Here is a 19996-nt window from a genome sequence, read left to right on the forward strand (position 1 = left end):
AACATGAAAATTGGAATATTAGATCAAGGTCCTGTTACAAAAGGACATACTCCGCAGCAGGCACTTCAATTTATTGAGGAGTTAGCGATATTAGCAGATTCACTTGGTTATTCTCGCATGTGGATGGCGGAACATCATAATACACAATGGTATGTTAGTACAGCTCCGGAAATACTTGCAGCACATCTAGCTGCGAAGACAAAGCAAATTCGTATTGGTACGGGTGGCATTATGATGATGCACTATTCGCCATTTAAGATGGCGGAAGTGTTCAAAACGCTCGCAGGTCTTAATCCAGGACGAATTGATTTTGGTGTTGGGCGTGCTCCAGGAGGAGACCCCGTAGCAACCCGTGCATTGGCAGAAGGTCGTTCGCAAATGGGAATGGATATGTATGAGAAGTTATCAACAACGCTTCGCTTAATGAGCGACCGCAAGCCGAATTCGACTATATATGATTCAGTTATTGCTTCTCCGACGAATATTAATCTTCCACACGCATTTTTACTTGGCTCAACAGGCAATAGTGCAATTCAAGCAGGGAAGATGGGCGTTGGTTATGCGTTTGCTCATTTCTTCTCAGGTGAGATGCACAAAGAAGTATTTGAAGCGTATCGATCATATTTTGAACCATCTTACTTTATGGAAAAGCCGCTTATTAATGTTACCTATTCTGCAACGGTTGCACCGACGATTGATGAGGCAGAATTTTATGCCAAACCACTCGATATATGGCGCCTGAATTTCTTAAAGGGGCAGATTGGGCAAATATTATCTCCAGAAGAAGCAGCAGAGGTGAAGTTCACTGAGATGGATAAAATGACAGTGAAACAAAATCGTAATATTCACTTGGTTGGGACAGCTGTCCAAGTAGCCGACCGCCTTCGTGCAGATCAAGAATACTTCGGCTTTGAAGAAGTAATGTTCAATTTGAATCAACATGGGCAAGCATCCCGTTTGCAATGTGTACAATTGTTAGCTAAAGAATTACTGTAATGAAAGATGATGTGACCCACAGAGAAAAAGCCTATAGAATAGTGTTTGCTATTCTATAGGCTATTTTTTATTAATCTTCTGATAGAAGATCATTCTGCTATTACTTGAGCACGTTTTTTGAACCATCTAATTAGCACATATATAATTAATAATAACATGCCTATTTCAATCGCATGGTCTGCTATATTAAGAACCCCTCCGCCACGGATAATAAAGTCAGTCACTTGACCATATAGTAGTCGATCTATACCGTTTCCGATCGCTCCTCCGACAAGAAAGCCCAAGCTACTATCGATTAGTGCTCCCTTCATATTATCTGTCTTTCGAAAATATAGAACGCCTACTACGAATAATACCGCTATTATTCCGAACAGTCGTGCATTACCTGAAAATAAACCTCCAGCCATACCACTATTTTCGATATGTGTGAGTGAAATTCCCCATAAAGTAAAGGCTTGGTCAATATCTACATAGGCGCGAATGATATATTTAGTATACTGATCGATGAAAATTACAACAATTGCAACAATATAAAATAAGATAATGATCCCTACTTTCGTATAGAGGATATGAGGATGGTATGACAGTATAATAGTTTGTCTAATGATATACGATGGTGGAAGGTTTCTTGTTCCATCATTATGATAGAACCGTTCTGTTTCTTTTTGTTCACTAATAGGAATAGCATATATTAATGTAATCTGTTAAATTACTATTATATGGAAATTGTAGGTGAGTTAACTTTGTTAAGAGGAGGATACAATGTTCAGATGGATAGTAAGTTTAATCATAATCATTATTGTACTTATAGGATGTGACAACGTGTCGAAAACTAATGAAATCCCTCCAGTTATACAGAATCATAAATTCAATATGACATCTATAGATGCTACCACCGCAGGAATATTAGAAATTTCTCCATCCACATTTACACTAGACACTTCATACTCCAAGCCTCATCAATTTGTCATTTATTATGGAGAATTACAATACAGCGGTATTACAGATTATTCGATATATGATTTCATGATTGTATCCGACACAAACGTGGAAAGTGTCACAAAAGTAAAAGAGCAAGGTACAAAGGTTTTTCAATACATACCTTTTGGATCAAAATTTGAAGATTCAGATCAATACATACAAGCAGTACAAGAAACAATAAAGTCGCTTAATGATCAAGACATTGCAGATGGCATTTTCCTTGATGAATGTGATATCGCTTATTGGGATGTTGCGTACCAAGAAGATACTGCCAAGCAACTGATTTTTCACTCTAGACTTAAAGAGATCACACAATACATTAACTCATTAGGGATGGAAAGTGTTGTGAATGGTACAAGATCATTTGCTGAACTAGGTGATTATTACTTATGGGAAAGTTACGTAAGTTATTGGAATTCTAATCAACTGGTATGGGATGGTTCGACCTCACTAGATCGAACATTATCTCCTAACGGAGAAGTAACTTATGGTAGAAGATTTGCCGATTGGAGCTTTGAAGGGACGACTTATGAAGAGAACGGAAAAGTAGTTGGTGGACAGAAAGGTGCAATGGAAATCGTACTAGATATGGATAGCATCTTACATGCTGAAGATATTAAAGAACAATATGATTGGATATATCCACAATGGAAAGGAGATGGAGGCAGTAAGGATACAGTCTCTGTAAAAGCTTGGATTGGTGATAACTTACCGTTTGATACGAATACATGGACAGAAGTTCCTGAACTGTGGACAGGTGAAGCTGATAGCTGGATTGGAATAGACAAGCGATCTAAATATTTGAAATTACGATTTGAATTTAACGGTGCAAATGAGTTGAGCATGGATCAAATGATATTGAAGTTCAATTATAATTTCCCATATTGGGATATGGATAGTCCGAACGGTGAAGCAGACACGAATACCTACATGTGGAACTTTAATAATAGTCAGCTTGATTATTTAGAGCAAAAAAACGTAGACACTAATTCATCTATTAGAACATTGACCCAAAGTTATGGAGAGTTAGTTGATCAAGAACGCATCAAATATACGTTTTTAAGCAATGCTATTAATGATTTGTACGGCTGGAGTTATGCTCATCCGTTAATGCAATCTGTACAATACTTCGACATTCAGAGTGAACCTCTAGGTATGTTATTGCGTCAAGAGAAAAGCGGGAATATTTCGACAGGTTACTTTACAGGCAGTACTGCAACGATCGATTCATCATCTCACACCGCGAAATTGGAGATAGCCAAACCTGAATATTACTACAACAATGCGATTACAATAGATGGGGATATGACTGATTGGAGTAACAGCGATTATATTTATACAAATTCCAGATCTGGATATACTGCAAGCTCGTACTATTGGGGTGCGACGGAATCAACTTTTACAGAAGGAACTTTTGACAATATTCAAGTAACGACAAGAAATGGGCAAACGTCACTTGAACTGATCAAAGATGGAACGGGAAGTTGGATTAGTGGAGTAGTAGGAGAAGACTCATTCCACAGTAGAAAAAATATGACTGAGCTAAGTTGGCTAGGTAGCGAAAGTGGTACAGTTAACTATTACATTCAATATCAATATGAAGATGACACGTGGTCAGATTGGTTATTACAATTACCTGGTACTACTCAACCATCTGAAGACTTCTATAGCTTTAGAGTAAAAGTAGAGTTGAATGGCCAAAAATATAATGAGCCTATTGTTTCCACAAGCGAAGAAACACTAAAGTCAGATGCTGTTTCGTTTTCCTCTTCATCACATATGTGGAAAACCTATTTAGCTGAAGATGCGCATGTAACGAACTTATCTATGACGGATGATCGTCATTATCTATACATCAAATTAAAAGTTGCAGGTCATATTAACTTTAATACTGATGATAATGGAATCCCATATTATTATTACAATATATATATTGATTCGAACGGAGACTTATCGCAAGGCTTCAAAGGTTCGTGGTGGAATTCTGCTGCTGTAGCTGCAACCTATAGAGTATCTAATGATGCGATGTATCAGTGGAATAGTAAGTTTACAGATCAAAATAGCAATGAAGGTTGGGAATGGTTAGGTACTAAAGGTGTAGATTATATGATCAATTCATCTGGTGATGAAATAGAATATCGTATTGCTAAAAACTCCATAGGAAATCTAACAACAGAAAACGTTAATTTTTATGTAACAGTAGATGATGTCGCAACGATGCAAGGGCAATTTATTCAACCTGATTATTTGAACGGCACTGAATTTACTGGACAGCTGACGTATGATCAAAAGATATTTCAACCTTATGTCCCGCATGGATATATTCGATCAGAAGTTATCGAAGCAGTCAAAGGAAATAACGCGACATTAACTTGGAATGAATCGATTCTCGAGCAGACAGATGTTAAAGCATGGATTAGAACAAGATCAATTGGTAGTGATTCATGGAATACTTGGAGAGGGATTGACAATGGTGAAGCAATTGAAGGGGAGTTTGATCGAATTCAATATAGCTTGGGCCTATATACGGAACTGGGAGAAAATAGTCCCGAAGTATACGATATCCTATTGAGTTATGAAGAAACAACCATAGACTAATGCACTCTTTAAATGCTAAGCGATAATGGAAAATATGCCCACTGTCCAATTCAGATCAGGGGCATATTTCCGTTTTTCTTGTTAATATGACGAGAATGTATGGAAGCTAACCATACATGTTCAGTTAATAATTATTTCGCTACAACGCCGCCATCAACTGGAAGTTCGACACCAGTAATATGATTCGCTTCATCAGAAGCAAGGAATAGAACTGCTGCAGCAACTTCTTCAGCTTGTCCAAGCTCTGGTAGAGCGATTTGATTTAAGAAATATTCTTTGTATTGTTCCATATGTGGTGCACTCATTGGGGTTACGATATATCCTGGGTAGACGGAGTTAACACGAATATTCTTTTTACCGAAATCGACAGCAGCTGCTTTTGAGATTGAACGAACAGCACCTTTAGACGCTGTGTAAGCACCTGCACCAGCCATACCTGTTAACGCAGAAATGGATGCAATGTTAACGATTGATCCACCTTTATTTTGCTCCATAAGAGGAACAGCTTGTTGCATACCATACATTACACTATTCACATTAATTGCATAAGTACGCGCCCATTCTTCTTCAGTTTGATCCTCGAATTTTGTTGCTAACGAGATACCAGCATTGTTAACTAGAATATCAAGTTTGCCATATGTTTCAATTGTTACACTATATACATGAGTCCAATCTTCTTTGGACGCTACGTTATGTTTAATTGCAATGGCTTCGCCACCTGCTTCAACGATTTGAGCTGCAACAGCCTCAACAGCTTGTAAATTAATATCAGTCAAAACAACTTTAGCGCCTTCTTTTGCAAATAAAATGGCTTCAGATGCACCCATTCCACTACCTGCACCAGTGATTACCGCAACTTTTTGATCTAATCTCATCTGATTCACCTCATAAATAAAATTTGATAGTTAAACTATCATGTTTTTTATTCTAGACCTTTTGTGATAACATTGCAAATAAAAGATAGTAACTAATTAAAGGAGGGGACAACTTTGACTGAAGGGCTTCGAGAAAAGAATAAAAATGCTCGTTATCAAAGTATCGTATCAACAGCAGAGCAATTATTTGTGGAACGTGGGTTTGATAGTGTCCAGATGCAAGACATAGCTGATGCTGAAAAAATAGGGATTGCTACACTATTTCGTTATTTCACCAAAAAAGATAGTTTAATCGTTGCAGTAGCAATTCAAAATCTAGAAAGAAAAATACCAGTATTTCAACAGATTGCAAGTTCTCCTAAAACGGCATATGAACGATTGGAAGATGTACTAGATTATGTACTTGGAAATCAAACGCAATCTAACTTGAAGTCAACGAGGTTTCGAGAAGCATTTGAAAGTTATGCTTCCTTTTCAAAGGAACCACTTCCTAATATCCAAGATTACATTGAATCTCAGCGACAAGTATCTGTGATGCTAGATCCAATTATTGAGGATGGGCAACGAGATGGTTCCCTGCGCCAAGACATTCCGATTAGAGAATCTATTATGACGGTTATTAATGCATATGGAATATTTGGCAACAACATAGCGCTGAAGTCTGCAATTTCTTACCTTGATAATATTCAACCCAACATTCAGCAGAAATTATTAAAAGAGATGCTGCTATCTTATGTTCGAGCAACGTAATTTACTGTTCGTGGTGAAGCTTGAAGATTATTAATCTATTAAAGAATGTTTACATATTTCTCTCCTAATAGTAGTATTATTGGATATAACTAATTATTTCCAATAGGTATAGGAGGGTAATAGATTAATGCAGAAAATTAAAAGTGTAAAAAAATTAATTGCTTTCATTTTGATTTGTAGCATGATTGTGTTAGCTGGTTGTCAAGCCATTGGGGGAGTAGATCTTAATGAAGCTCTGAAAAGGTCACTAAAGGTTACTTCTACTGAAGGCAAATCATCTATGGAGTTTAAGTTACATCTTAATGAAAAGGCATTGCTTGAAGATGAGTATTTTGCTAGTGACGAGGAACTTGTTGCTATGTTACGTCTTTTATCTAATGTAAAAGTATCTCTTACTGAAATGAAAATGCAAGACGAACAAAATATGTCCTTTAAAGGCAATTTAACGTTAGGCGACCTTTCACAAATAAACTTTGACGTGAAAATGTCAGAAACATTACTTATCATTTCGTTAGATGGTGCTACTCGCACATTCAGTTTCGATCTAACAGGTGAAACAACTGATAAATTGTTTAACGAATTTATGTACGATGAATATGGTATGACATTTGAAGAAGATGAGTTTGAAAGTGAATATGTAATTGATGATGAGAAAATGCTTGCTACTATCCAAAGTGCAACGAATCTAGTAAATGACTTCACTATTGAAAAATTACCTAATATCGAAAGAGTATCTGCAACTCCTGTAACAGAAGATATCAATGGTCAATCAACGGGTTTGATGAAGATCCATGGTGAATTAAAAGGTATGGAGTTATGGAATTGGGGTAAAAAATTAACAGATGCACTACTTGAAGATCGTGTAGGGATTGAGAATGTATTAGGTGAAGTAATGAATTTATTGTTGGCAGATCCTAATGTGGTTGAATATCTTGGTATCTATGATCCAGAAGATTACAAGGATGGAATCATTACAGAGGCCGATAAGAAAGCTCTTATTGATGAAGTAGTTGAATCTATTATTACTTCTCTTGAAGATATGAAAATTTCAATGGTAGAAGTTGAAACTAAAGAAAAAGAAATGCTGGAAATGGTTTTAAATGATTCTTTAGAGATCAAATTCGATCTATATGTAGACTCAAAACTAGATATTCGTAAACAAGCTTTCTCAATAAACTATAAAATTAGTAAAGAGATGAAGGAAGAGCTAGGTACATCAGTCTTTGATGGTTTTAGCCTTACTTCTGAGAGCGAAAGTTGGAATGTTAACGGAAAAGTTACACCGAGGGTACCAGTAGCATCAGGTCTAGAAGTGAAAATCGAATCTTTAGAGTATTTGCAAGGTTTTGAGGTTCTTAATTATTTCGATGAAGAGTCTACTATTTATGATCTCTTGAAAAACAAACTGCATATCACAGAGCAGAGCTATTGGAATTATATTGAGGACGGATCTTATAATACAGCTTTTGTTAATAAAGATAAATTCGGTATGATTCCTGTTCGAGAGCTTATTGAAGAGTTCGGCGGAACTGTGAAGTTTGACAAAGCAACAAATCAAGTTGTTGTATTTGATAAAGCAACAAATACAACAATTAAGCTTCAAATAGGCAGTGATATTGCGATCATTAACGGTGAGACAGTAAAATGGCCAACGCCAGTTATAACGCATAAGGGAGCTACTTTTGCTCCAGCAAGAGCATTGGCAACTGCACTAGGAGCAGAAATTGAGTGGAATAGTGAATATGAAGAGGTTTATATTACAAGAGAACCATAATTGTAACCATAAATAAGACCAACTTAATCATTAACACAACTGCATGAAATAGTATAGGCATTATTATCAAATTCTCCGATCTAGGAACAATTTGATGATAATGCCTTTTTTATCGTGAAGTAATAATATTTTTTTGAGAAAGTGTTTACAAATGATGGTCTGCTTAATATATTAGTACATCAAGATGTTTTCAGCATGATGTGAAAGAGGTGACATGAATTCATGTACAATAGAAAATGGATTCGCTTAATTTCCCTTGCTGCCGCCCTTATTACTTTTGCAATTGTCTATCTTATTATTCGCTGATTACAACAAACCAGGCTCTATACGGTATACTGCATACACATACGTTGAACATCAACGGAATAATTAGTTTCAATCATTATAAAAACCCATTAAAATCTATAGATTTTAATGGGTTTTTATAATGATTAGTAATTGAACTGCTAAAACATACCTAATGTTTCCATAGTATCCTGTGTTGTTGACTCGTCACTACTTATAATCTAAGTGGGAAATGAAACTTTCCTAATTTAATACTATGGAGGTATTGATGATGTGGAAGAAATCGATCAAGTTAATGTGTATGTCGTTTCTTTGTTTGACACTGCTTTCTGTTCATGGATGGCAACCTAAGGAAGTTAAGGCGGCTCCAAGCTTTGCTAAGGGGGCAGATATTAGCTGGGTACCAGGCATGGAAGCTCAAGGGTATAAGTGGAAGGACAAAAATGGTGTACAACGTGACATTTTGGAAATACTCAAAAATGACTATCAGATGAATTCCGTTCGCATTCGCGTATGGGTAAATCCTTCTAGTAATTACGGTAATGGCTATTTAACAGTCGATCGTGCGGCAACTTTAGCTAAGCGAGCAAAGGATATAGGTATGAGTGTTATGTTGACATTGCATTATAGTGATTCATGGGCGGATCCAGGCCAACAAACGAAGCCGGCAGCATGGGCTAACTACACATTCCAGCAGTTAATGGATGCTGTTTACAATTGGTCAAGATATGTAATGACTTCTATGCAAGCGAAAGGGGTAACGCCTGATTGGGTACAAATCGGAAATGAAACGAATAACGGAATGCTTTGGAATGATGGTAAAGCATCGGTTAGTATGCAAAACTACGCTTGGCTTGTGAATAGTGGACATAATGGAGTGAAGTCTGTTAGTTCGAACACGAAGACAATCGTACACTTAGCAAATGGTTACGATAATTCTTTGTTCGTGTGGAATATTGGCGGACTAATTAATAATGGTGCTAATTTTGATATTATTGGTATGTCTCTCTATCCTACCTCGTCTGATTGGTCAACAAAGGTGAATCAGACGATAAGTAATGCCAATAGCATGATATCGTTGTATGGAAAACCAATTATGATTACAGAAATTGGGATGGACTATAATCAACCAACAGCGGCTAAAAACTTTATTGCTGATATAAAAACGAAAGTACGCAATATATCTGGAAGTAAAGGGCTAGGAGTTTTCTATTGGGAGCCTCAAGCAACTCCTGGTTACAATAGTGGCTATAATAAAGGAGCATGGCAGTCTAACATGCAGCCGACAATTGCACTTGATGGATTTTTGAACTAACTTGAATGAATAGAGTCAATCTATTTTGTGAATTTTATAGAAGTTTGTCTCTTGACTAATAGGGAGCAATTTATTATAATTCATAACAATATGAAAAGGCTAAGATAAGGATATGAATACTGAAGGACGATTTTCAGAGAGGGAGACGATGGTGAGAGTCTTCTAATGCAGTCAAAGTATTTACCACCTTGGAGCAGTATAAGTGAATGTAAAGTAACTTATACCGTAGACGCTGCGATAAAGCGATCATGAGTCGATACAAGCTAATTAATCTGTATCGAGAATATGGGTGGAACCACGAGTCTAACACACGCTCGTCCCTTTTATTAGGGATGCGTGTGTTTTTTATTTGGATATTTTTAAGGCTAAGAAAAGGATACGAATACTTAAGGACGATTTTCAGAGAGGAAGACGATGGTGAGAGTCTTCTAATGCAGTCAAAGTATTTACCACCTTGGAGCAGTATAAGTGAATGTAAAGTAACTTATACCGTAGCGCTGCGATAAAGCGATCATAAGTCAATATACGGGAAAAGTGTATTGAGAATATGGGTGGAACCACGGGTCTAACACACGCTCGTCCCTGCTAGTAGGGATGCGTGTGTTTTTTTGTTTCACGATAATAAGATGCTTACGATCTACTTTTATAGTTTCCAAAAGTACATTGATCGTCATCGAAAATTAAGGAGTCGAGGTTAATGGAACACCACCCAATTTCAATTATTTTCCCGAATGGTCGGGAGCAACAGTATGAGAAGGGCATTACTGCAATGCAAGTCGCACAGTCTGTATCTTCAACTGTGAAGAAAAACTCTGTCGTAGCAAAGGTGAATGATGAGTTAGTTGATATGAATATGCCTATTGAACAATCATCTACTATTAGATTCTTTGATATCCATTCACTTGAAGGACTTCAAGTGATGCGTCATTCAGCTGCTCATGTGTTAGCTCAAGCAGTGAAGAATCTATATAACAATGTCAATTTTGGCGTAGGTCCAGTTATTGAACATGGTTTTTATTATGATATTGATGTGTCCGAACCTATTTCTGTAGATCATTTGGAACATATCGAAAAAGAAATGAAACGAATTATTAATTCAAATTATGTTATTAAAAGAGAAGAAATTTCGTATGAGTTGGCTTTAGAACTATTTGCAGAGGATCCACTGAAGTTAGAATTGCTACGAGATATTCCAAGCGAGGAGGTCATTTCGGTCTACCGTCAAGATGATTATATTGATCTTTGTCGAGGGCCACATTTACCTTCAACAGGCTATATTAAATCGTTCAAGTTAACTTCAGTATCAGGAGCATACTGGCGTGGAAATAGTGACAATCAAATGTTACAACGAATATACGGTGTTGCTTTTGAATCCAATCAGAAAATGAAAGACTATTTTCATCAGATGGAGGAGGCACATAAGCGTAATCATCGCAAACTAGGACAAGAATTAGAACTGTTTATGTTTTCTGAGGAAGCACCAGGAATGCCTTTTTATTTGGCAAATGGTCAAATCATTCGTAATGAGTTAGAAGCATTTCTACGTCAGCTACAACATTTATATGACTATCAAGAAGTAAGAACACCTTTAATGATGAATAAGCGACTATGGGAACGTTCCGGACATTGGGATCATTATAAAGATAATATGTATTTTACTGAAGTAGATCAGCAAGAATTTGCGCTAAAACCAATGAATTGCCCAGGGCATATGTTGATTTTCAAAGAGAAGCTTCGTTCTTATCGAGATTTACCAATACGAATGGCTGAATTTGGTCAAGTTCATCGTCACGAATTTAGCGGTGCTTTGAACGGATTGTTAAGAGTAAGAACATTCTGCCAAGATGATGCACATATATTCGTTAGAAAAGATCAAATCGAGCAAGAGATCGCTTTAACACTGAAACTGATTAAGCATATGTATGATGTATTTGGCTTCGAATTTACAATCGAGGTTTCGACTCGACCTGATAAATATATGGGTAGCGATGAGGTATGGGATTATGCAGAAAGTGCTTTAATGAATGTATTAGATGACTTGAATTTCGCATATTCAATAAATGCTGGAGATGGAGCGTTTTATGGACCCAAAATAGATATTCATATTAAGGATGCCATTGCTCGCAGTCATCAATGCGCTACAGTACAACTAGATTTCCAAATGCCAGAGAAATTTGAACTGAGTTACGTGGATGAACATAATGACAAACAACGACCTGTTGTTATTCATCGTGCTGTATTTGGTTCCATCGATCGATTTTTAGGTATTCTAATCGAACATTACGGCGGAGTATTTCCATTATGGTTAGCACCAGTACAAGTGAAAATAGTCGCGGTCTCAAATAGTATTCATATGGCTTATGCAGATAAAGTATATGATCAGTTTAGACAGGCAGGAATTAGAATTGAGCTTGATACTCGTGAAGAGAAGTTAGGATATAAGATACGTGATGCTCAGTTAAAGAAAATCCCTTATATTATCGTTGTTGGTGATGAGGAAATGCTACAGAAGTCAGTAAACGTTCGTCAGTATGGCGGTAAAAAGTCGTCTTCCTATAGCGTCGAATCGTTCCTGCAAATGCTCCAATCTGAAATAGTAAGTAAAGCATTGAATCCGCAAATAGATTAAAATTAGATATATGTATGTGAATAACTGCTCTTTAAGGTGTCTACCTTGAAGGGCAGTTCTCATATATTCCGTTTATACACATGAAGTACACATGAACTCCTTATAATAACGATATGAAGCAAAATCGAGGTGGTTCAATGTGGATGTAAATATTACAACATATACAATACTCTTATATACGTAGAAGATATGACTTGGAGTGAAAGTCGATGAGACGAAAATTATTACTGGTCGAAGACGATATTCATATGCGAGAGATTGTTGCGGATTATTTTATTGCTGAGAATTGGGATGTCATTGAAGCAGAGAATGGACTAATCGCACTTGAAAAATTCGAAGAGTATACGATTGATCTTATTATTCTTGATATTATGATGCCAAAGCTTGATGGTTTCGGAGTATGTCGCAGCATTCGGCGAAATTCTGATGTACCAATTATTATGATTACAGCAAAGTCAGAGGATGATGATCAAGTGCTTGGATACGAGCTAGGTGCAGATGAATATGTAACGAAGCCATTCAGTCCACGCGTCCTAGTTGCTAGAGCTAATGCATTATTGAAACGAACAGAGGGTACGGTAGGCAGTGAGGGTGAAATACTCATATTTGGAGAACTAACTATACATCGGAATTCTCATGAGGTGAAATTGAAAAATGAGATTGTTAATCTGTCGCCTAAGGAGTACGAGCTATTACTGCTATTGACGAAACATAGTGGGAAAGTGTTATCTCGCGATTATATTTTGAATACAGTCTGGGGCTATCATTATGAAGGTGATGATCGAGCAGTTGATACTCACATTAAGAAATTAAGAGCCAAACTAGGAGCAGAAGGACGATTCATCGTAACCGTCATTCGATCTGGCTATAAATTCGATCCACAGTTATGAGGAGACATTCGGTAGTATTCAAATTATTTATGATTACTTCTATTATGATCATTCTGTTATTTGCAGTTGTAATGATTATAGAGAGTATTTTTTTTGAAAAGTTTTATCGCAATATGAAGCTTACTGAATTGCAAAGTCACACATCAGCTTTTACAGAAGGTTATGAGAAAGTCTCTACCAATCATAATGAAGTGTCACATTTGTTAGGCAGGTATATGAATGAATACGATGCCAGTATTGCGGTGTTAGACAGTCAGTTTCAATTGCGTGAATACAACCCTTATTATATTGTGATGCAAATTAAACAGAGAACAATAACGATAATACTTCCTATGGAGGGAATGACTATAGACCAACTTCCAATTGGGCTTCACATAGGTAGTACGATAACGGTAGATGGGATTTACATGGATGAACAAGATAGCATTTTGCATCCTGTACAATTGCAATCAGATGGCGGTTCTCTTGAACAGGGACTAGTACGAGAACAAGGGATTATTATTGATATGCAAATACCAGAGCAACGATCTTACAATCCATTGTATCAAGATCTATTAGTAAAACAGGCACTACAAGACTGGATGCTATCAGAAGAATGGACTACTATTCAATGGACAGATCGATTTCAAGTGACGACAGTGTGGAATGATCCGTGGAGTGGAGTTGAATATGTGATTGCATTGCAGAAGGTAGTAGACAAGCAGCAATACGTAATGCTTATGACATCGCTTCAACCGGTTGATGAAGCAGTGGAAATGATGAAAAAATATGTGCTATATATATTCCCAATTATCATTATGGTTATATTCGTGTTAGCGCTTGTCTACTCGAAGTATATTACCAAACCACTTGTAAGGATAAACAGGTTCGCAGGTCAACTAGCTCATCTGCAATTCTCTGCAAAATCCCCACTTAGTAGCAAAGATGAATTTGGGCAGTTAGCCGCGCGCTTAGTAGAGCTGTCTACAAATCTTGAAGCTACATTAACTCAATTATCTGAACGGAATGAGCAATTACAAGTGGAAATGAAGGAAAAACAACGCTCTGAACAACTAAGAAAAGAGTTAGTGGCGAATATATCACATGAATTGAAAACACCACTTGCTATTGTTAAAGCATATGCGGAAGGCTTGCAAGATGGCGTAGCCAAAGATAAGAGTGAAAGGTATCTAACCCAAATTGTTAATGAGAGCGATCGAATGAATGAATTGATTATCGATATGTTGGAGTTATCAAAGTACGAAGTGCAAGCCATTCAATTAGAAATTAGTAACTTCAATATCGTTGAACTGATCCGTCAAGTAAGTCAATCATTCTCTAAACTCATCGAAGAAAAAAACATATGTCTAGTGTTCAAGCCTTCGGAGAAAAATCGTTATTTTGTGAAAGCTGATTATAAGCGGATTACGCAAGTACTTATTAATCTGATGAGTAATGCTGTGCGACATGCACCTGTAGGAAGTCAGTTAACAATCACTTTGGAACGTCAAGATGATGATCATGTCGTGGTCAGTATTCATAACGAAGGCGAACATATTGCCGAGGAACAATTAATCAATATTTGGGAAAAGTTTTATCGACTGGAGCAAGCACGAGATCGCAATTCGGGTGGCACTGGATTAGGTCTAGCGATAGTAAGTCATATTTTACAGTTACATCAAAGTCAATATGGGGTAAGAAATACGAAGCAAGGAGTTGTATTTCACTTCTCATTAACAGAAAGCGAGTGAATTGAATGAAGATTAGATATATTGTAATGACGGTGGCTATTGTTGCGTTATTAAGTGGATGTGGTGAACAGGGCGGTAATAAGGTGAATCAGAGTAATAATAACGTGAATGCTCCAGCAGCGACAGAAATCACTGGCAATGAAGGGGCGACTAATGAGGGAACTACACCTTCAACATCAGAGAAGCCAGATGCTACGAATTATAATCAATTAGAACCTACTGAACCAACTACTACAGAATCTAGTAGTGATCAGATATTAATTATTATTGATCAGACAGAGAAACCAATCGAAGGCAATAGTTTTGATTTTTCCGTACAAAAGCGACCAGAAGGGTATATGTTATCTTCCATGAAATGGAGTTCATCTTCATCCGAAGTAGTTAATACACTGCAAGAAGCAATTGAGCACGGTGGCAATGGGGAAGATGGATTCTACATTAGTGGTAATGGTCAATTTATGGGGTTCTTCTATGATGATTCTTTGAAGGGTGAAAAGGGGACAGTTTCCTTCACGTTTACAAATGATGCTGGTAAGACATTAACATGGGAAAAAGTAATTACTCTAAACTAAGATGAATAATTAATAAAGCATAATGAGAAGGATACTATTGGTTAGTTTGAAGCTAGCCTTTACTATCCTTCTCTATTTAATATAAAGGAGCTTGTCATGATGGAACTAGAAATACTCCCACAATCTTTTTACAGTCAGAGTACTTTAGAATTAGCAGAAAACCTGCTAGGTCAGCTTCTAGTGAAGGAAACAGCTGAAGGTGTAACTGCTGGCTATATCGTTGAAACCGAAGGTTATCTTGGACCAAAGGATCAAGCTGCACATGGCTTTAAGAACCGAAAAACCGCACGAACGGTAATCTTGTTCGCTGAAGCGGGACATGTATATACTCATACGATGCATCGACATTGCTTAGTGAATGTTGTTAGTGGGGATATTGGTATTCCGGAGTCAGTGCTTATCCGAGCTGTAGAACCTGTTCTAGGTATTTCGTTGATGAGGCAACGACGTGGTGAAGACAAGAGAGATCGTGATCTAACGAATGGTCCTGGAAAGCTATGCCAAGCTCTTGGTATTACAATGGACGATTACGGCAAACAGATTACACAATCTCCTATATATATCGCAAAAGGAATTACGTATGAGCAAACCTCATCTAGCCCACGAATTGGAATAGAAAATAGTGGAGAAGCGAAGGATTATCCTTGGCGTTTTTTTGTGAATGGCAATGAGTACGTCTCTAAGCGCTAGGCAAGATAAAGTTGGCTTCTTATATTAAAAGTGATAAAGTAAAACTAACTAAACTTGATATGAGGTGTATGTAAATTGACTTATAATTTTGATGAATTAATTGACCGACGCAATACTCGCTCTTATAAATGGGATCAAGTTGGACCTTTGTTCGGTGATACTTCTATTCTTCCATTATGGGTAGCTGATATGGACTTTTATAGTCCTCCTGCAGTTCGAAAAGTGCTTCAGCAACGTACTGATATCGGCATCTATGGTTACTCCATTAAAAACAAACAATATTTCGAAGCGATTACGAGTTGGTTTGAGCGCAGACATCATTGGACTATACAACCAAGTTGGATTGTAGATGTTCCAAGTGTTGTAACTACGCTTAGCTTATCTGTAGATCTGTATACAAAACCTGGAGATGGGGTAGTATTGCAATCCCCAGTCTATTATCCGTTCTATGATGTCATTGAGGGGAATAATCGTAAAGTAGTTCGTAATCCTTTACGTATTGAAGACGGTCGCTATGAGATGGACTTTGAACATTTAGAACAATTGTTCAAAGACGGTGCCAAATTAATGCTGTTATGTAATCCACATAACCCAGGTGGTCGTGTATGGGAACGCTCCGAGTTAGAAAAATTAGCTAAGTTAGCTATTCAATATGATGTAATCGTTGTTTCCGATGAAATTCATTGTGATCTAACATTTGAAGGTCATCCGCATACGCCATTTGCTTCTCTATCTGAAGAAGCGGCGAATATTACAATTACGGCACTTGCTGCTACAAAAACATTTAATATTCCAGGGTTACATACTTCATTTGCAGTAATCTCTAATCCGGAACTACGTGAAATTTTTGATAAGCGTGTAAAAATATTAAGTATTCATATGGCTAATCATTTTGCTCAGGATGCTGTTCAGGCAGCTTATAACGAAGGCGAGCAATGGTTAGATGAATTGATTGTCTATGTGAAAGCTAATCTAGACTATGCGGTTGAATATCTCGCAGAACATGCACCGATTATTAAACCTTTGGAATCACAAGGTACTTATCTGCTATGGTTAGATTGTAGAGCGATTAGTGAGGATCCTGCCGTGCTGAAAGAACTTATGTATAAGAAAGCTAAAGTAGCCTTTAATGAAGGTTCTACGTATGGTGTAGAAGGTTCTGGATGGTTACGTGTAAACCTAGCTTGTCCGCGTTCGATTCTTGAACAAGCATTGAAACAATTCGTAGACGCGATCAATAACTAAAGCTAGTCAAACAAATAGCGACTCCTCATCTTGGGATGGAGAGTCGCTATTTGTTTTTGTGAAAACTACGTAACAAAAAAGACTGACTAGAAAATAGATTAATCTATTTTCTAGTCAGTCAATACGATACGATTACTAGTAATTAATGTCCTGACTCTTCATAATCGTTTGATGCTTTCAATACATCAAACAGTTTGAATAGCAAGCTTAGTACGATTGCTACTACAGTAGCAAGTGACATGCCAGTAAGTGAAGAGCTTCCTATAGGTACCGCTACGCCACTTAATCCAACAACTAATACTACAGTTGTCAAAAATAGATTTGTTGGTTTACTATAATCTACTTTAGATTCAACAAGCATTCTGAATCCCGAAGCTGCAATAACACCGAATAGTAGTAATGATACACCGCCCATAACAGCAGGAGGGATATTAGAAATTAACCAAGAGAATTTACCTAAGAAGGACAGTGCAATAGCAATTACTGCAGCAAGCCCAATAACGAAAGTTGAATATACACGTGTAATTGCCAATACGCCGATATTTTCACCATACGTTGTGTTTGGTGTAGATCCGAAGAAGCCAGAAAGAATTGTGGAAACACCATTACCAAGCATTGAACGGTGTAGTCCAGGATCTTTGGAAAGATCTTTTCCAACAATGTTACTTGTAACAACCAGGTGACCAATGTGCTCTGCAATAACAACTAGTGCTGCAAATGCAATTGGAATAATAGAAGCTAAGTGGAATTGAGGGAACGTTAATGTCGGACCTTTAAAGAATGAAACATCAGCTATACCTGCGAAACTCGTCATTTTCATAATGATTGCAAGTACGTAACCGAATATAATACCGAAAAGAATTGGGATAATACGCATAAAGCCACGGAATAGAACAGAACCGAGCACTGTAACTAATAATGTAGCTGTTGACAATAATACTGTTTTACCATCCATTGTCCAGCCTTCTGAACCATCACCGATCCAGCCTGCCATACCAGCAGCTACAGGGATTAATTCAAGACCGATGATAGCAATAATAGCCCCCATTGCTGCTGGAGGGAAAACAACATCAATCCATGATGTACCAGCTGCTTGAATGATGAATGCTACGATTGTGAAAATAACACCTACTACGATAAAACCACCAAGAGCTGTAGCATAGCTACCACCATTGATTTCATTAATTACCGCAGTTACTGGAGCGAGAAACGCAAAGCTTGAACCAAGATAAGCTGGGATTTTTCCTTTTGTGATCAATATGTACAATAGTGTACCAATACCATTCATTAGCAAGCAGATTGCAGGATCTACTTGTAAAATCGTTGGTACCAATACTGTTGAACCAAACATAGCAAATAGATGTTGAAGACCAAGCATGAGTGACATCGCTACGGGTGGTCGTTCGTGAACACCGATTGATTTGCGCATGATTATTGCTCCTTTAATATATAGTAATTGCTTTGTAGATTTTATACGAATTCGACTAATTCTGACAAGGGGCATGTAAGCTATTATTTACAAAATTATTATATTAATGTACGTGTTCCAGCTTTATTGTTAGTAGAATGAGACAGATAAGTATAACTAAGCACTGATATAATTTATCAATTGTATGAATTTGTATTATTCCACATCATCGTGAACTAATTTGCGTGACGATATTTCAATCGTATACAATAGAGAGGTGATCGAAGTTACACTTTATAGTTATTAATGCGAAGTGAAGCCAAGCGGCACAAGTGAGGAGAAAATAGATGAACAACTATCAGCTGATCTCTAATCAAGTAGAACAATTTAAAAAAATGCGCGATGAGGTTACACGAGTAATGATGATGTACCAATTCGCCCTGACAGAATTAGAAACTAAAATTGAAATATTGAAAGAAGAATATCAACTTCTGCATGATTATAATCCAATTGAGCATACAAAATCTCGCGTCAAATCATTTGAAAGTATTATTGGAAAAATCCAAAGGAAAAATCTTCAATTTTCAATTGATAGCATTCGCAACGAAATTAAGGATGTTGCTGGAATTCGTATTACTTGTTCTTTCATCTCTGACATTTACCGTGTGCAAGAGATGTTACAGAAGCATTTTGATGTGGAAATATTTGAAATGAAAGATTATATATCAAATCCAAAGCCTAATGGATACCGTAGTCTTCATCTTATCGCGGGTGTTCCTGTCGTTATGACTACTGGACGAGAAATCGTATGCGTTGAAATTCAGATTCGTACCATTGCGATGGATTTTTGGGCAAGTCTAGAACATAAGATTTTCTATAAATACGATCAAGCAGTCCCTTCCAAACTTACGTTGGAATTAAAGCAAGCTGCTGATGCTGCTAATAATTTAGATGAACAGATGGAGCGATTACATCACGAAATTACGATTATTAAAGAAAATCAAGATAACGATGATAATGATGAATTTACAAGACTTTTGCTTAATCAAGTGAGCAAGTCGCAATTAAAACTTCCTAATATATTTGAGCAGGCATTGATAGAATTACCTGGTACTTTAGAAATGTCTGATGAAAGGATTGAAGAGAAAAAAGGCGAATAATGTATATATTTCTCGTTTGTTAGCGAAATTCTATGTAACTTTCATAGACAGATTGCTGAAAATTTAGTAGGATAATAGGCATATCACATAGCATCTCA

General features: G+C 37.0%; 15 protein-coding genes and 2 other annotated features. Of the genes, 12 read left to right on the top strand and 3 right to left on the bottom strand.

Annotated features, from left to right (window positions below; translation table 11 throughout):
* Window positions 1-3: 3 nt before the first annotated feature.
* A complete protein-coding gene (locus NAG76_12025; GenBank protein URN92624.1) occupies window positions 4-996 on the top strand; it encodes an LLM class flavin-dependent oxidoreductase in 993 nt (330 codons plus the stop codon).
* 89 nt (window positions 997-1085) lie between these two features.
* Here NAG76_12025 and NAG76_12030 read toward each other — a convergent pair whose 3' ends face one another.
* Complete coding sequence (locus tag NAG76_12030) at window positions 1086-1478, bottom strand: signal peptidase II (protein ID URN96824.1); 393 nt, start codon at window positions 1476-1478, stop codon at window positions 1086-1088.
* Between the two features lie 340 nt (window positions 1479-1818).
* On the opposite strand from NAG76_12030, the gene NAG76_12035 reads away from it, so the two are divergent.
* The gene (locus tag NAG76_12035; protein URN92625.1) at window positions 1819-4575 is read left to right on the top strand and encodes a hypothetical protein; all 2757 of its coding nucleotides are present in this window, start codon (window positions 1819-1821) and stop codon (window positions 4573-4575) included.
* A gap of 131 nt (window positions 4576-4706) precedes the next feature.
* On the opposite strand, the gene NAG76_12040 is transcribed toward NAG76_12035, so the two are convergent.
* A complete protein-coding gene (locus tag NAG76_12040; protein URN92626.1) occupies window positions 4707-5450 on the bottom strand; it encodes an SDR family oxidoreductase in 744 nt (247 codons plus the stop codon).
* Window positions 5451-5564: 114 nt separating this feature from the next.
* Here NAG76_12040 and NAG76_12045 point away from each other — a divergent pair, with 114 nt between their 5' ends.
* The 9 genes from NAG76_12045 to NAG76_12085 all read left to right on the top strand — a co-directional run bounded on the left by NAG76_12045 (window position 5565) and on the right by NAG76_12085 (window position 17330).
* Window positions 5565-6200, top strand: a complete 636-nt coding sequence (locus tag NAG76_12045; protein ID URN92627.1) for a TetR/AcrR family transcriptional regulator — start codon at window positions 5565-5567, stop codon at window positions 6198-6200.
* A 127-nt stretch (window positions 6201-6327) separates the two neighbouring features.
* Window positions 6328-7974 carry a copper amine oxidase N-terminal domain-containing protein gene (locus NAG76_12050; GenBank protein ID URN92628.1) on the top strand — a complete coding sequence of 549 codons (1647 nt, stop codon included), beginning with the start codon at window positions 6328-6330 and terminating at the stop codon, window positions 7972-7974.
* Window positions 7975-8560: 586 nt separating this feature from the next.
* Window positions 8561-9574, top strand: coding sequence for an arabinogalactan endo-1,4-beta-galactosidase (locus NAG76_12055; GenBank protein URN96825.1), 1014 nt, complete (start codon window positions 8561-8563; stop codon window positions 9572-9574).
* Between the two features lie 92 nt (window positions 9575-9666).
* Window positions 9667-9899: a binding site (T-box leader), on the top strand.
* 33 nt (window positions 9900-9932) lie between these two features.
* Window positions 9933-10161 (top strand) — a binding site (T-box leader).
* A gap of 110 nt (window positions 10162-10271) precedes the next feature.
* Window positions 10272-12203, top strand: a complete 1932-nt coding sequence (gene thrS / locus NAG76_12060) for a threonine--tRNA ligase (protein URN92629.1) — start codon at window positions 10272-10274, stop codon at window positions 12201-12203.
* A gap of 209 nt (window positions 12204-12412) precedes the next feature.
* Window positions 12413-13093 (top strand): response regulator transcription factor, encoded by a 681-nt coding sequence (locus NAG76_12065; GenBank protein URN92630.1) that lies wholly within the window; start codon window positions 12413-12415, stop codon window positions 13091-13093.
* 29 nt (window positions 13094-13122) lie between these two features.
* Complete coding sequence (locus NAG76_12070; protein ID URN92631.1) at window positions 13123-14823, top strand: ATP-binding protein; 1701 nt, start codon at window positions 13123-13125, stop codon at window positions 14821-14823.
* A gap of 5 nt (window positions 14824-14828) precedes the next feature.
* The gene (locus tag NAG76_12075) at window positions 14829-15395 is read left to right on the top strand and encodes a hypothetical protein (GenBank protein URN92632.1); all 567 of its coding nucleotides are present in this window, start codon (window positions 14829-14831) and stop codon (window positions 15393-15395) included.
* 99 nt (window positions 15396-15494) lie between these two features.
* Entirely contained in the window at window positions 15495-16085 is a 591-nt protein-coding gene (locus tag NAG76_12080; GenBank protein ID URN92633.1) for a DNA-3-methyladenine glycosylase, read from the top strand.
* A 75-nt stretch (window positions 16086-16160) separates the two neighbouring features.
* The gene (locus tag NAG76_12085; protein URN92634.1) at window positions 16161-17330 is read left to right on the top strand and encodes a pyridoxal phosphate-dependent aminotransferase; all 1170 of its coding nucleotides are present in this window, start codon (window positions 16161-16163) and stop codon (window positions 17328-17330) included.
* Between the two features lie 142 nt (window positions 17331-17472).
* Here the strand turns inward: NAG76_12085 and uraA are convergent, their stop codons facing one another.
* Window positions 17473-18759 carry a uracil permease gene (uraA, locus tag NAG76_12090; protein URN92635.1) on the bottom strand — a complete coding sequence of 429 codons (1287 nt, stop codon included), beginning with the start codon at window positions 18757-18759 and terminating at the stop codon, window positions 17473-17475.
* Window positions 18760-19085: 326 nt separating this feature from the next.
* On the opposite strand from uraA, the gene NAG76_12095 reads away from it, so the two are divergent.
* Entirely contained in the window at window positions 19086-19898 is an 813-nt protein-coding gene (locus NAG76_12095; protein URN92636.1) for a GTP pyrophosphokinase family protein, read from the top strand.
* Window positions 19899-19996: the final 98 nt, after the last annotated feature.

It is taken from the genome of Candidatus Pristimantibacillus lignocellulolyticus (assembly GCA_023639215.1).
Classification (GTDB): domain Bacteria; phylum Bacillota; class Bacilli; order Paenibacillales; family Paenibacillaceae; genus Pristimantibacillus; species Pristimantibacillus lignocellulolyticus.